Here is a 14,355-nt window from a genome sequence, read left to right as displayed (position 1 = left end):
AATTGTGGCACAGTATTGTTTACCTCACTAAGCGTTATTTGGAACTACAAGTAAGATTTTAACAACGTAATATCTCTCCCCGGGGTATATTGAAGAAAACGGTAAATTACTTAAATATAGTATGAACTGTTTGTTTTAGTATCTGGAAAGGCGTCGCTTCGGTGGCGCTTTTTTTTATTTTAGACCCGTTAACTCAAGATCTCGATCAGTTCGTTGCACCGCTGTTGCACCAGCTGATAAACGGGCTCAAACAGGTGATTGTCATAATACGGATCGGGAACTTCACTGTCTTCCAGGAACAGTTGTATACGTGCACGTTGTCCGGCTGTTTTGCCCCGGGCCATTAAATTGCGGAGGTTCGCACGATCCATAGCGAATATATGGTCGAACGCATCGAAATGGTCATCACGGAACTGCTGTGCCCGCTGTTGGCGAATGTCGATGCCATGCTGCTTGGCGACCATAATTGCGCGGTGATCTGGCGGATTTCCCACATGCCAGCCGCCGATACCGGCAGACTCTATGGTCCAGTTAAGCCCTCTTTGATTGGCCATGTGCTGCAATACACCATGCGCCAGCGGAGAGCGGCATATATTGCCGAGACACACCATTAAAATATTCATGGATCACTATTTAAAACTGCAAAGTAAACACACTGCCTTTTCCTTCTTCACTTTGGACCAAGATATTGCCACCATGTAGCAGCATAATTTGCTTGCTCAGGGTGAGGCCCACGCCGCTGCCGGTCTTTCGCGTGGTAAAGAACGGGATAAAAATACTTTCGAGCAAATCGGACGGGATACCTTTTCCATTGTCGCTTATCTTAATCTGCGGTTTTCCGTCATTAGCGGCAGCAGAGAGCGAAATGTACGGACTAGGCATCTCTTTAACAGCCTCCATCGCATTGAGTAGCAGATTAATTAGCACTTGTTCAACTAAATTCACATCCAGTTCCAGCTGCAGTTGTGTATCTTTTAAGATAATATCCAGCTCAATATTTTTCTGGATGAGCGAGGGCTCCATGAGCTGATATAAGTTTTCGAAAAGGTCAGCAGCGTATACCTTGCTGAGACTGGGGCGCTCGATTTTATTCAGTGAGCGGTAGGTGCCTGCAAATTTGAGCAGTCCTTCGCTTCGACGTTTTATCGTTTCAGTACCTAAGCGGACGTCGTCGAGATCTTCGCTGGTGGGCATGTTGTCCAAACGGCTTTTTAGGGTATCGGCCAACGACGATATAGGTGCAATGGAGTTCATGATCTCGTGCGTGAGTACACTCAGTAATTTTTGCCAGGCCTTGGATTCCGTTTCGTCGATAGCTTCATTAACATTTTGATACACTACGAGCCGAAATTTTCCTTCGGGCGTCTGAAAATAGCTTGCAGTGAGCAGAAGCTTAATATTTCCCCCCGCGGCATTGACACTGAGTAAGGTTTGCTCTCCAGGGACCAACTGCATGGTTTTATGATAAAGATCTTCATTCCTGCGTTGAAGTGCTTCGAACTTATGCAGGTAAGGAATGCGAAACAGCTTTTTGAATGCCTCATTCATCCAAACAATCTGGTGTGTGTCGGCATTATAAGACAATATGGCGGTATCGACGATTTCCAGAATCTGGTGCAAATACTGATATTGGGTTTCGCGTTCACTACTAATTTTCTTGAAAACGCCGTTTATCTCGTTAAAAGCACTCCGCAGGGGAAGCAATTCCGCCTTCGCATAGCTAAGCGGAAAATGACGCGTAAAATCGCGGTACCGGGCGGCTTCGGCAAATTCCTCCAGCTCTTTATATGCCCGTAATTGCGATCGAAAGTTGAGCGTAAGCATCCAGATGCAAAAGGGGCTTACTAATGCAGCATACAGGTAGCGTTCTTGGAATAGTAAATAAGCTAGACCAGTTAGCGCTACCAAAAGCAGCAAGGCCCGGAAAAAAATCAACCGCCGAAATCGCCGCATTTTTAAAGATCGTATTTACTCAGCCGTCGGTAAAGTGCGGTCCGTGTGATTCCGAGTTCTTTCGCAGCCTTGCTGATATTTCCGCCATGTTTTTCCACCACATTGGCGATGGTGATGCGTTCGAGTTCGACGAGATTATGCTCTTCCGGGAGCTGCCGTTGAACCGATTGGCTTTGTGAAGTTTGTTCTATGGCGGAGAAAATAAGATCTTCGGCTCCGAGAATTTCACCATCGGCCATAATAACAGCCCGCTCAATACTATATTGGAGCTCCCGGACATTCCCCGGATAGTGATACCGAAGAAGCTTTTGCGCAGCTCCCTGGTCGAAATCCACAATCGCCTTTCTATATTTCTCCGCATATTTTTGGAGGAAGTAACGAGCAATGCGAAGAATGTCGTCACCTCGTTCACGCAGTGGCGGCACTTGCAAGTCTACCGTGTTGATGCGGTAGATAAGATCTTTACGGAAACGGTTTTCGTTGGCTAAATCTGCCAGGGGAACATTGGTTGCGCAGACCAATCGGATATCTATTGGAATAGGGGTATTGCTTCCAAGTGGTATAACCTGCCTGTTTTGCAAAACGCTAAGTAATTTCGCTTGCTGTTGGAGTGAAATGTTACCTATTTCATCCAGGAATAGCGTACCGCCGTTTGCGGCCTCGAAACGGCCTACACGATCTTCCCGGGCATCGGTAAACGCTCCTTTTTTGTGACCGAAAAGCTCACTTTCAAACAAGGTTTCCGTGAGAGCTCCTACATCCACTTTGATAAAAGGTCGGTCTGACCGTGCAGATTGTTTATGGATTGCAGTTGCGATCAGGTCTTTTCCCGTACCATTCTCACCTAATACAAGAATATTGGCATCTGTAGGGGCAATTTTATTGACCTTATATAACAAATCAAGCACCACCTCCGATTGTCCGATGAATTCTGAATCCATACTTTTCGCGGGATTAGTAGCTCTCTTGCGATCTTTTTTGGATAGCAACCCGGTAATTACGCCGATCAGCTGTTCATTTTGCCAAGGCTTTACAACGAAATCAGCGGCTCCTTGTTTGAGTGATGTCACCGCTAAGTCAATCGCACCGTAAGCTGTAATCATGACCACCGGCAAATCGGGTTTGATGGCTTTTATACGACTGAGCCAATACAGCCCCTCGTTTCCGGTGTTAAGGGTGCTTTTAAAGTTCATGTCCAGCAACACAAGGTCGGGTGTCTCCTTCGCGAGTATCGACGGAATCTGCTCGGGATTATGTTCAGTAATGACTTTATCTACTTGCTGTTTAAGTAATAGTCGCACGGCGGTTAACACATCCGGATCGTCGTCTATGATTAATATGCGCGAATTTTTCATTGGGAATATTTAGTTCTTAAGCGGCGTCGTGTTTTTTCCTTGAACGTGGGCAGTACACACCGCCCAATCAAAACGTAAAACTACAATTATAAGTTCGGCTTGCAAAAAATGAAAAAAATAATTTTGAATATCGATTTACAGCACTATATTTGCAATCCCAAAACGATGGGAGCTTAGCTCAGCTGGTTCAGAGCACCTGCCTTACAAGCAGGGGGTCACTGGTTCGAACCCAGTAGCTCCCACAACACCCGCCAACTGGCGGGTGTTCTTTTTTCCTGAAAACCTATGCATTATCTTTACATCATTTATTCCGCTTCTTTGGACCGCTATTACATCGGATCCTGCAACGATATTCCCCAGCGGCTCAGAAGGCACAATACCAATCACAGCGGTTTCACCGGCCGCGCCAGTGACTGGATGCTGGTTTACCGGGAAGCCTATCCATCAAAACATGACGCTACGCTTCGCGAGCGGCAGATCAAATCATGGAAAAGCCGCACGATGATAGAACGGTTGATCAGCAAAGCTTAGCTCGGCTGGTTCAGAGCATCCCGACCATAAGTCGGGAGGGTCACTGGTTCGAACCCTGTAGCTCCCACAACACCCGCCAACTGGCAGGTATTCTTTTTTCTTGAGAAACAATCCCTTAATCGTAAAATTTCCAGGCAATACCTATCCGGAGATTGGCGTTATTCATCGGATACCTGCGCACCGTATAATATCCTACGGGCCATACGTGCTGGTTTACGAAATTATAGCTCAGGAAGAGATTGGCCCGCTTAAGGGTTGCTGTAGCCCATACATCTGCAATGGGGTAAGTAGAATATTCGATGCCCACATTGTCGTTGTAAAACTGACCGATATTAATCGCGTATGAGGGCGTCCGGAACGGAGTGTTGAAGCGGACATCAAAGCCAAGGTTGAAATCCACAATTTTATAAAGCAGTCCGTTGTAATAAAGACTATGCCAGGTGTACAATTCGGGGATGGCTAGTACCGCATTGTAATCTGACTTTTGGTACACCGCATAATTTTTGAAATGAAACCTTCCTAATGTAAAGTTTTGACCGACGGATAGCTTTAACAGGTTAATGTTATTTCCGAGTTGTGTTGGTTCGATAACGCGCAATTTACGGGGATCAAAACTCGGATTATCCACTTCTTTGTAATAGAGATGATTACTGATGAGAAAATATTCAGCCTTTCCCGAGAATCCGATAGTGGCATTCCGGTAAGAAAATGAAAAGTTAGTGGTTTTCGTCTTTTCAAAACTATGATCCCATTGATGGTATGTGTAATTAACGCGTTGAAACAGCCATTCAGGTGATTTGTTCTGCGTATAGGCACCCAACACAACCCGGCCAATGGCATTGCTTAGCAGAATATCAGCTTTGGCTTCGTAAAGATAGTCTCCAAAGTTCGCCCCCTGCACGATTTGGTTCAGGTCTCCGGTAATATTGACCCGATCACTGAAGCGGTATCCGATGCCGGCTTTAAGGGTGTTATTTTGCAAGAATGTATGGTATGCTCGGTCGCGATACCAATACATGTCGTGTTGGTATCCCAAATCAAGTTTCACCTCATTTTTAATAAACGCAAGCGATTTTCCCCGCAGATAAAAGCTATAACCAAAATCATTGGTAATGGTCGTAACCTGTGTCGTATCTTCTGTCAATTTGCTTTGTACAAAGGGGAAAGCTCCGTAACTATCCTCCTCATTCTTATAAAACTGAAAATTCTGAAAATGCAGCTTCAAGCTGTGTGACATTCGGTTAGTAGGCAGTATCTGCTGCTCGGGTTCACCTGCTTGTATGGTGTCCAGCCGCCCCACAAAGAGGCTTTGCCGGAGAAAGATCGTGTTGTCACGCCATGTGTGCCTAGGACGATCATCGCGTGTTTCGATAAGTTTTGTGCGTTCGGCGTCACTTGCTTCCCGCTCTGGATCGCGGAAAACCGTGTCGTTGAGTATGGATCCGTTTTCCGTAGAAATAAGCTTATTGAACACTGCATTCGTCAATAAATTATACCGATGGTTTGAAGATTCATACCAGGCAAATACGGCTGATTTTAAATCATTATATCGCTGGTTGGTATAATAGCCATCGGCGCGCGCGGCATGAAACTCGCCGCCAATGTTTAGCCGTGGAGTGATATTCTGGGTTACTTTGGCCCGAATGATTTGATCATCGAAAAAGAAACCCACATTATACAATTCTGAAAAGGGCGCGCGTGCGCGATAGTACTTGACGGAATCAGATCGGTAAAGGTATCGTTCCAAACTATGAAATCCGGTTTGGAAACTAATGGTTTTATTGGGAACGAATAGCAGGTCGCGCGTAGCCAGTCCGTAACTCCCCAGATGAATGCTGGGATTCATCGGCTGATTTTGTGGGTTATAATACTGGAAATTCTGGTGGAGCGTATCGATCTGATACGTGAATGTACCCTGCTTCATCATGTCAAGGGTGGTATACCGCACGTACCTTGCCGAATAAATCACCGTGTCTTCCTTGCTATCTTCTGCCGCGCGCGCCGAGTCGAGTGCGCTGCTGAATTCCCCCTCTTGCGCGTGCAGTACCGGCAGGAAAGACAACGAACACAGTGAGAGCAGCAAAACACGCAGCAGGATATTCATTGCTGCAAAGCTACCAATTCTTTCAATATTAACGCCATTTTTGGTTCGGCAGCAGCGGCTACCTCGACGATTTCGGCAAGCGAGACAGGCTTTAGGTCTTCATGGAATCCTTCGTCTGTAATGACCGAAATAGCGAAGACGGGCAATCCCATGTGATTCGCCACAATAACTTCGGGCACAGTACTCATTCCCACGATGTCTCCCCCGATGAAGCGCATATAGCGGTATTCAGCCCGAGTTTCCAGATTCGGTCCCGGCGTGGATACATAAACGGCACGGTGGGTTGTGATGCCCTTCTCTTGGGCGATGGCCAACCCTTGTTGAATCATCTCGGTGTCGTACGGTCTGCTCATATCTGGAAAGCGCGGGCCAAAGCGGACGTCGTTAGCTCCGCGCAACGGATTGTCTGGCAAAAGATTGATATGATCCTCAATAACGGCCAGGTTACCTTTCCGTATTGCCGGATTGAGCGAACCGGAGGCATTCGACACGAAGAGCTTTTGTATTCCCAGTGCCTTCATTACCCGGACGGGAAAAGTAATCTGTTGCATACTGTATCCTTCATAATAGTGAAGTCGTCCTTGCATCGCCACAATACGCCGGCCATGCAAGGTGCCGAATATCAATTTTCCGGTATGAAACTCTACAGTGGAAATTGGGAAGTTGGGGATATTGGCATACATCAACTGATAGTCGATTTCGACCTCTTCAGCAAGTTTGCCCAATCCTGTACCCAGAATAACCCCAAACTCGGGGGTGAAATCGCCGATACGGTGTGTAATAAACGATGTGGTCTCTTCAATTAAATGAAACATAGTCCCTAAAACTTGTTGCCCAAACTTAACGTAAAATTCGCAAGCTGCAAAAACTATGTCCGTGTATCGTTGCCATGGTAGATACTCAGGTAACTTTCGTAGCGGCTCGGAGCAATCTTTCCTTCACGAAGTGCGGTCAATACCGCACAACCAGGCTCGTTGATGTGACGGCAATTATTAAATCGGCAATCGTTCATCAACGCACGCATTTCAGGAAAGAAATGCCCAAGTTCCTGCTGTTCAATGTCGATGATCCCCAATTCGCGTATTCCAGGTGTATCGATCAGCTGTCCACCAAAGGGAAGCAAGAACATTTCGGCGAAGGTTGTCGTATGTTTACCTTTGTCCGACCATTCTGAGACGGCCGCCGTACGGAGTCCAGCTTCCGGGTGGATGGCATTGATCAGCGTAGATTTGCCCACACCGGAATGACCGGAAATCAGTGTGGTCTTATCCTGAAGTAGATCTTTGAAGGTTTCGATGTTAATACCCTTGAGCGCGGAAACCTCATGACAGGGGTATCCAATGTTTTGATAAATGGTTTCATAATCGCGCAGTATGGTTAACCCTTCTTCGGAAAACAGATCCAGTTTGTTGAATATCAATCCAGCAGGTATGTCGTATGCCTCTGCAGTAACCAGAAAGCGGTCAATGAATCCCAACGAGGTGAACGGCGAAGCCAATGTAACCACCAGAAACGCTTGGTCCAGATTAGCAGCAATAATCTGGGCTTGCTTTGATAGGTTTATGGACTTGCGGATGATGTAGTTTCTCCGTTCATGCAGGTGTACAATGATGGCCGTTTTGGCCATAGCGCCTGCTTCAAGGGTTATATCCACCCAATCGCCAACCGCAATAGGATTGGTTGTTTTGATATCCTTGGTTCGGAATTTTCCTTTGATCCGGCTGTTGTAGGTGCTGCCATCGTCGGCAAGCACCTCGTACCAGCTCCCCGTTGATTTGGTGACAAGACCTTTCATCCGATTACCTGGTTGTATCCCTTTGTACTTGCTGCCATTGTCACAAAAGTCGTAAAATTTAGCAAAAGACACATCGCCCATCTACAGGAAAAACGAAAAAACAAAAACCCGAAAAAACAAAACAGTATCTTTGCATCATACCAATACGTGGATTGCCCGTGAAAAAATTATTTCTTTTAGACGGTATGGCCTTAATTTACAGGGCTTATTTTGCATTGAGTAAAACGCCTCGAATTACGTCATCGGGATTTAACACGTCTGCAATATTCGGGTTTGCCAATACACTACTTGAATTATTGCGGACACAGCAACCTTCGCACATAGCCGTCGTATTTGATACAATGGCGCCCACCAATCGCCATGCCGAGTTCGAATCTTATAAAGCAAACCGACAAGCCATTCCTGAAGATCTGGCAGCAGCGATCCCCTACGTCTATAAATTGATAGAAGGATTCAATATCCCTCTTATCACATTAGATGGCTATGAGGCCGACGACATCATCGGCACGTTGGCAAAACAGGCTGAAACCCGAGGCTATACGGTATATTGCATGACACCTGACAAGGATTTCGGCCAATTGGTTTCGGAGCATATTTTCATCTATAAACCTGCCCGGTTGGGCAATGGAGCGGAAGTACTCGGTGTGAAGGAAATCCTGGAAAAATGGGAAGTAACAGACGTTCAGCAGGTCATCGATATCCTGGGCCTTTGGGGAGATTCGGTGGATAATATACCCGGTATACCGGGTATCGGCGAAAAGACGGCCAAAGACTTGATCAAGCGCTTCGGTTCTATGGAAAATATATTGGCCAATACAGATCAACTCAAAGGAAAGCAAAAGGAAAACCTCGAAACATTTGCTGAGCAGGGATTGATTTCGAAGAAGCTGGCGACCATTCAGCTGGATGTGCCCGTTGAGTTGGAAGAGGAGAAATTAGTACTCCGCGAACCCGACCGGGAAGCGCTAGAGCCGCTTTTTGCCGAATTAGAGTTCCGTACGCTGGGCAAGCGGGTTTTTGGTGAAGAATTTAACGTGCTGGACGCAAAACCAGCAGTCGGTGCACAGATGGATCTGTTCGGAAATGCAGCCGACAACAGCCTGCAAGCACCGGGTGCGGCAGCCGAATATGTGCCGCCCTCCGCTGGCCGAAGTGTTCACAATACACCGCATGCGTATTTTCTGGCAGATACGCCGGAGCTGCAACAGGAGCTGGCCGCTTTGCTGTCTAAACAGCAGCGTTTTTGTTTTGATACGGAAACCACCGGTACGGATGCCAACACCGCAGATTTGGTGGGACTTTCGTTTGCCGTTGAACCGGGAAAGGCTTGGTATGTTCCTGCTTGTCCTGACCGCGCCGAATGCCTGCGGTTATTGGCCTATTTCAAACCCGTATTCGAAAATGAGGCGATTGAAAAAATCGGCCAGAATATTAAGTATGATATCCTCTTACTCGCCCGGTATGGCATCGCCGTACACGGCCCCCTGTTTGACACTATGCTGGCACATTACCTGATCGATCCGGATACCCGGCACGGTATGGATGCGCTGGCTGAGAATTACCTTGGTTATACGCCCATCGCTATTACCGAGCTGATTGGTCCACGGGGCAAAAAACAGGGAAATATGCAAGATGTCGACATAGAAACCATCAAAGAATACGCCGCCGAGGATGCAGACATTACCTTACAGTTGAAAGCGGTTTTTGAGCCATTACTGGAACAGGCAGAGGCAACTGAACTAGCCCGGAACGTTGAATTTCCATTGGTGCATGTACTTGCCGAAATGGAACAATGCGGCGTCAATATCGATGTGCCGGTACTTAGGCAATTTTCGGAAACCTTAGAACGGGATTCTTCAGCAATTGAGAAAACCATTTATGAAAAGGCAGGCGTGCGGTTTAACATCGCTTCGCCAAAACAATTGGGCGAGGTGCTTTTTGAGAAATTACAGCTTGACCCCAAAGCCAAGAAAACCAAGACCGGACAGTACAAAACCGGCGAAGATGTACTCTTAGCACTGGCTCCTAAGAGTGACATTGTAAAGGATATTCTGGAATTCAGGCAATTGCAAAAACTCAAATCGACGTATGTGGATGCATTGCCCCAGTTGATCAATCCGATTACGGGGCGAGTGCACACGTCCTATAACCAAGCCGTGGCTGCCACGGGCCGGCTGAGTTCGACAAATCCCAATCTCCAAAATATCCCCATCCGGACGGAGCGCGGACGGGAGGTACGCAAAGCGTTTATCGCCAAGGACGACGACCATGTGATCTTGTCTGCCGATTATTCGCAGATTGAGTTGCGGCTGGTGGCTCACATGAGCGGTGATGAGGGTATGTTGGATGCATTTGCAAAAGGACTGGATGTGCATCGCGCTACCGCCGCCAAAGTATATGGCGTGTCGCTTGAAGCAGTGACATCCGAACAACGTAGAAACGCCAAAGCGGTTAATTTTGGCATTATCTATGGCCAGTCGGCCTTCGGCCTCTCCCAAAACCTAGGTATTCCGCGTACGGAGGCTGCACAGATCATTGAACAGTATTTTGCCCAATATCCCGGTATCAAGCGGTATATGAACGACACCATCAATTTCGCCAAAGAAAATGGCTTCGTGGAAACATTACTGAAACGGCGTCGTTACTTGAGAGATATCAATTCGGCCAACCAAACGGTAAGGGGTTTTGCCGAGCGAAATGCCATCAATGCGCCGATTCAAGGCTCGGCGGCGGATATGATCAAGGTAGCCATGATCGCGATTCACGAAGCAATCAAGCAACGCGGATTGCGTGGTAGAATGACGATGCAAGTACATGACGAGTTGGTGTTTGATGTCCCGAAGGAAGAGCTACCTATATTCCGGGAGCTTGCTGAAACGCATATGAAAAATGCGTTGGTCATGTCTGTGCCGATCGTGGTTGAATTGGGGGAGGGCCGTAATTGGCTGGAAGCACATTAGTGTATTGCTGTTTCGCTTAGTTTAGGTCGCTATGAGAGTATCTCTGCTCATCTATTTGTTGTTGATTCCTGCTTCGATGGTCTTGGCCCATGGGCTGGATACCGTCCCAAAGCCTCCTGTTTACTACGAGAGTGCTCCCAACGGACAGACTCGGTTTTTCTATGATGACCATTATTTTCTGGCAGATAAGAATTGCCAGTTCAAGGCAGTCGAACGTGTGGCAAACTATGATTTCCCGCAACGGATGTTTATCGGCCCATTCATCGATTTTAATAATGAGGGTCGGGTGGTTTTGCGGGGGAGTTACCTAAACGGCAAGAAAGAGGGAAAATTTACCGCGTATCATCCCAATGGGCACCTCAAGTGGGAAGGCACCTATATACAGGATGTTCCTGACGGATTATGGAAGTACTCCTACCCGGATGGAAAGCCGTTACTTGAAGTGGAATACGGCGATGAGGGGATAAAGATCCGCAATTTCTGGGACCGGCGTGGCCGCCAACAGGTAATCAACGGAAATGGAAAATACGAATTTGCCATTGAAGCCGATGGCTACAACGAGTTCGGGTACATGCGGTACAATCGGAAAGGAAAGGTGGTAGATGGTCAGCCGCATGGCAATTGGATCATCGAATATGTGTTTGACGACGGAAAGAAGGAGGGCGCAGGTCACGAATTCTATCAACACGGTCGTTTCATCCGTGGGTATGAAAGCTATAAAGACGAAGAGTTTTTCGATGCACCTAGATACCGACTGCTACCGGTGGATTTTTTTACCCGTGGGGAAGCACTTATCGGCAAAGAATGCGCAATCGATGAATATTCGGGATTTACAGGCTACCTGAGCCAACACCTGGAAGACTGGTTTGAAGGCAAAGTAGCTGAAATGCCGGATCCGCTGCACATTAAATTTACGGTTGCGGTGACCCGAACGGGGGAATCCGGAAAAATTGAAATGGACAGCACGTTTGCTGGGAAACGCTATGCCGATTTATTGAGGGAAGGAATCCAGTGGGTGACGTTTTGGTTTCCTTCATTTGCAAACGGGGAATTCATCAACGATACACTCACCGTGACGATGGAAGTATTTCCCGATGCTGCCGACCGTAAACTCCGTTTCTTTGACGTAAAGATACGGCGCGAGAAAGGTATTTGACACTTGCATAACCTCGGCAAGTTGCCTAACTTCGCCTACTAAATTCAAGATATGACAATTCACAAGGAAGGATATACCAGCATCGCGATCGCGGCATTGGTTATTTTTGTCGCGAATGCTTTGGTGCACTATTTTATACCAGATGCTACATGGATTGTCTGGCTCACTTACGTTCTGTCATTTTTGCTGTTTGTAACGATTCTTCAGTTTTTCAGAAGTCCCCGACGGCACATCACTACCGATGAAAATTTAATTTTGTGCCCGGCAGATGGTAAGGTAGTCGTGATTGAAGAAGTGGAGGAAATGGAATATTTTCAAGACAAACGCATACAGGTATCCATTTTCATGTCGCCCGTCAACGTGCACATCAATCGGAACCCGGTGAGCGGTTTGGTAACTTTTTTTCGCTACCATCCGGGTAAATATCTGGTGGCATGGCATCCCAAATCTTCAACCCTCAACGAGCGGACTACGATAGCCGTACGAACCGAACAAGGAAAGGAAGTGCTTTTTCGGCAGATTGCCGGAGCCATGGCCCGCCGTATCGTTTGGTATGTGGAAAAAGGCGCATCGGTACAACAGGGGAATGAGTTCGGGTTTATCAAATTTGGTTCGCGGGTGGATGTTTTTTTACCCCTGGACGCGAAAGTAGATGTGAAAATCGGCGATAAAGTCTCCGGCGGCCTTACGGTGTTGGGCCGGTTTCAGTAGCGTTTTAATCAGTCGCAGCGATGAGGTTTCTCTGGCTTGTTTTCATCAATGCATGTGCCGTTGGCATTTCCATCGCCTGCGTGAATTTTTATTTCCAGCATAGCTGGCTGCATTTTCTCGTTACCTTCGCGATATCTTTTGCCATCAGTTTCTTTGCGTTCTATTATTTATTCCAGCGGTATATCTATAACAAGATAAAGCTTATTTACAAGTTGATCCATAACCTCAAGCTAGGTAAGGACTTGAAAAACGCCCTGGGAGAAAAAATGAGCGATGATCCCATTAATGACGTAGAACAGCAGGTAAGGGATTGGGCTAAAGAAAAAAAAAGGGAAATAGACGCATTAAAGGATCAAGAAAAATTCCGAAGGGAATTTCTTGCCAATATCTCACATGAATTTAAAACGCCGCTGTTTGCTGTTCAGGGATATATTGATGCATTGCAAGACGGCATGATGCAGGAAGATCCGGAAATGGCGATGCAGTTTTTGACCAAAGCGTCTCAAAATCTGGATAGATTAGCGTTTTTAATTAAAGACCTCGATGAAATATCCAAGCTGGAAAGTGGACAGATCCCAATCAATTACCAAAAGTTTGATTTGGTGATTTTGATTAAAGAGGTGCTGGACTCGATGGAAGATAAAGCCAAAGCACACGATATTTCGTTGGTCTTCAAGGAAAAATATCATTCTTCCATGCTGGTAAAGGCCGACCGGGAGAAAATCAGACAGGTGTTGGTCAACCTCACAAGCAATTCTATTAAATATGGGAAAACGCAAGGCAATACCTATATACGGGTTTACGAATTGTTTGAAACTGTATTGGTGGAAGTGACCGACGATGGCATCGGAATTGACGAAAAGAATCTTCCAAGGATTTTTGAACGGTTTTACCGGACCGACAAGAGCCGTTCACGGAGAATCGGCGGTTCCGGATTGGGTCTTTCCATTGTGAAACACATCATCGAAGCTCACCAGCAGACCATCAACGTGCGAAGCACTGAAGGCATGGGAACCACCTTTGCATTCACACTCGAGAAAATAAAGAGTTAACATGAAACAACCTGTTACTTAACATTAAATTAACATTAAGGTTATATTTTTGCAGAAATATTTTGTTCTATGTCACTCAATAGCATATTCCAATATTTTGTTCCCAAAGACAAAAAGTTCTTTCCCCTGTTTGAGCAAGCTAGTAGTAACTTGATTGACATGGCGAAACTATTAAAGGAATTGGTAAACCTCTCTGATTCTGTCAAACGGAAAGAACTCAGCCGCAAAATTGAAGATTTGGAGCATAGGGGCGACGACATTTCCCACCAAATACACCTAGAGCTGGGCAAAAACTTCATTACCCCGTTTGACCGCGAAGATATCCATACATTGACCAGTTCGCTGGATGATGTGGCAGATTTTATCCACGGAGCATCCAACCGGATTGACCTATACAAGCTGGAAAAGATCACCGACCCAATTATCGAGATGGCCGATCTAATCCTTGAGGCTACAGAGGACGTGGCCAAGGCCGTTCACGAACTGCGCAACCTCAAAAACATTCGGAATATCACCGACTCGTGTGTACGTATTAATAGCATCGAAAACAAAGCGGACTACATTTTTGATAAGGCCGTGGGTGAACTGTTTGAGTTCGAAAAGGATGCGATTGCGTTGATCAAATACAAAGAGGTACTGTCTGCCATGGAAACTGCTACCGATAAGTGCGAAGACGTAGCCAATGTGTTGGAAAGCATCTTAGTGAAAAACGCCTAATTAAACAATCCGCAAGCGTAT

General features: G+C 46.5%; 12 protein-coding genes and 2 tRNA genes. 8 read left to right on the top strand and 6 right to left on the bottom strand.

The genetic code is table 11. The features are described 5' to 3' along the window. Nucleotides 1–188: 188 nt before the first annotated feature. Genes BMZ56_RS12490 through BMZ56_RS12480 form a run of 3 tightly spaced genes read right to left on the bottom strand, consistent with a single transcriptional unit; the run spans nt 189 to nt 3,308 of the window. Complete coding sequence (locus BMZ56_RS12490) at nt 189–623, bottom strand: low molecular weight protein-tyrosine-phosphatase (protein WP_090627063.1); 435 nt, start codon at nt 621–623, stop codon at nt 189–191. A 10-nt stretch (nt 624–633) separates the two neighbouring features. After that, the gene (locus BMZ56_RS12485) at nt 634–1,953 is read right to left on the bottom strand and encodes a sensor histidine kinase (protein WP_090627060.1); all 1,320 of its coding nucleotides are present in this window, start codon (nt 1,951–1,953) and stop codon (nt 634–636) included. A 2-nt stretch (nt 1,954–1,955) separates the two neighbouring features. Further along, complete coding sequence (locus BMZ56_RS12480) at nt 1,956–3,308, bottom strand: sigma-54-dependent transcriptional regulator (RefSeq protein WP_090627057.1); 1,353 nt, start codon at nt 3,306–3,308, stop codon at nt 1,956–1,958. 167 nt (nt 3,309–3,475) lie between these two features. Between BMZ56_RS12480 and BMZ56_RS12475 the strand changes: the two genes are divergently transcribed. The 3 genes from BMZ56_RS12475 to BMZ56_RS12465 all read left to right on the top strand — a co-directional run bounded on the left by BMZ56_RS12475 (nt 3,476) and on the right by BMZ56_RS12465 (nt 3,906). Beyond that, a tRNA-Val gene (locus BMZ56_RS12475) sits at nt 3,476–3,550 on the top strand. A gap of 43 nt (nt 3,551–3,593) precedes the next feature. Continuing rightward, on the top strand, nt 3,594–3,839 hold the full coding sequence (locus tag BMZ56_RS12470) for a GIY-YIG nuclease family protein (protein WP_090627054.1): 246 nt from the start codon (nt 3,594–3,596) through the stop codon (nt 3,837–3,839). Then, a tRNA-Tyr gene (locus BMZ56_RS12465) sits at nt 3,833–3,906 on the top strand. Before BMZ56_RS12470 ends, BMZ56_RS12465 begins: the two co-directional genes overlap by 7 nt. A gap of 48 nt (nt 3,907–3,954) precedes the next feature. On the opposite strand, the gene BMZ56_RS12460 is transcribed toward BMZ56_RS12465, so the two are convergent. From BMZ56_RS12460 to rsgA, 3 genes are read right to left on the bottom strand one after another with little or no spacing between them, the layout of a single operon-like run. After that, complete coding sequence (locus BMZ56_RS12460) at nt 3,955–5,943, bottom strand: putative porin (protein WP_090627051.1); 1,989 nt, start codon at nt 5,941–5,943, stop codon at nt 3,955–3,957. Continuing rightward, nucleotides 5,940–6,758 (bottom strand): purine-nucleoside phosphorylase, encoded by an 819-nt coding sequence (locus BMZ56_RS12455; protein WP_090627049.1) that lies wholly within the window; start codon nt 6,756–6,758, stop codon nt 5,940–5,942. The genes BMZ56_RS12460 and BMZ56_RS12455 overlap by 4 nt, the downstream gene beginning before the upstream one ends. A gap of 53 nt (nt 6,759–6,811) precedes the next feature. Continuing rightward, nucleotides 6,812–7,738, bottom strand: coding sequence for a ribosome small subunit-dependent GTPase A (gene rsgA / locus BMZ56_RS12450; RefSeq protein ID WP_090627282.1), 927 nt, complete (start codon nt 7,736–7,738; stop codon nt 6,812–6,814). Between the two features lie 158 nt (nt 7,739–7,896). On the opposite strand from rsgA, the gene polA reads away from it, so the two are divergent. The 5 genes from polA to BMZ56_RS12425 all read left to right on the top strand — a co-directional run bounded on the left by polA (nt 7,897) and on the right by BMZ56_RS12425 (nt 14,334). Beyond that, nucleotides 7,897–10,698, top strand: a complete 2,802-nt coding sequence (gene polA, locus BMZ56_RS12445) for a DNA polymerase I (RefSeq protein ID WP_090627279.1) — start codon at nt 7,897–7,899, stop codon at nt 10,696–10,698. A 31-nt stretch (nt 10,699–10,729) separates the two neighbouring features. After that, complete coding sequence (locus BMZ56_RS12440; protein WP_104443713.1) at nt 10,730–11,854, top strand: toxin-antitoxin system YwqK family antitoxin; 1,125 nt, start codon at nt 10,730–10,732, stop codon at nt 11,852–11,854. 51 nt (nt 11,855–11,905) lie between these two features. Further along, nucleotides 11,906–12,565: a phosphatidylserine decarboxylase family protein gene (locus BMZ56_RS12435; RefSeq protein ID WP_090627043.1), complete on the top strand. Its 660-nt coding sequence runs from the start codon at nt 11,906–11,908 to the stop codon at nt 12,563–12,565. A gap of 20 nt (nt 12,566–12,585) precedes the next feature. Continuing rightward, nucleotides 12,586–13,617, top strand: coding sequence for a sensor histidine kinase (locus BMZ56_RS12430; RefSeq protein WP_090627041.1), 1,032 nt, complete (start codon nt 12,586–12,588; stop codon nt 13,615–13,617). 69 nt (nt 13,618–13,686) lie between these two features. Then, nucleotides 13,687–14,334, top strand: a complete 648-nt coding sequence (locus BMZ56_RS12425; protein ID WP_090627038.1) for a DUF47 domain-containing protein — start codon at nt 13,687–13,689, stop codon at nt 14,332–14,334. The last annotated feature ends 21 nt before the right edge of the window (nt 14,335–14,355 follow it).

Origin of the sequence: Parapedobacter indicus, assembly GCF_900113765.1 — a bacterium.
GTDB classification, from domain to species: domain Bacteria; phylum Bacteroidota; class Bacteroidia; order Sphingobacteriales; family Sphingobacteriaceae; genus Parapedobacter; species Parapedobacter indicus.
Note: the sequence above shows the minus strand (reverse complement) of the source record. Positions and strands in the feature narration are given on the sequence as shown.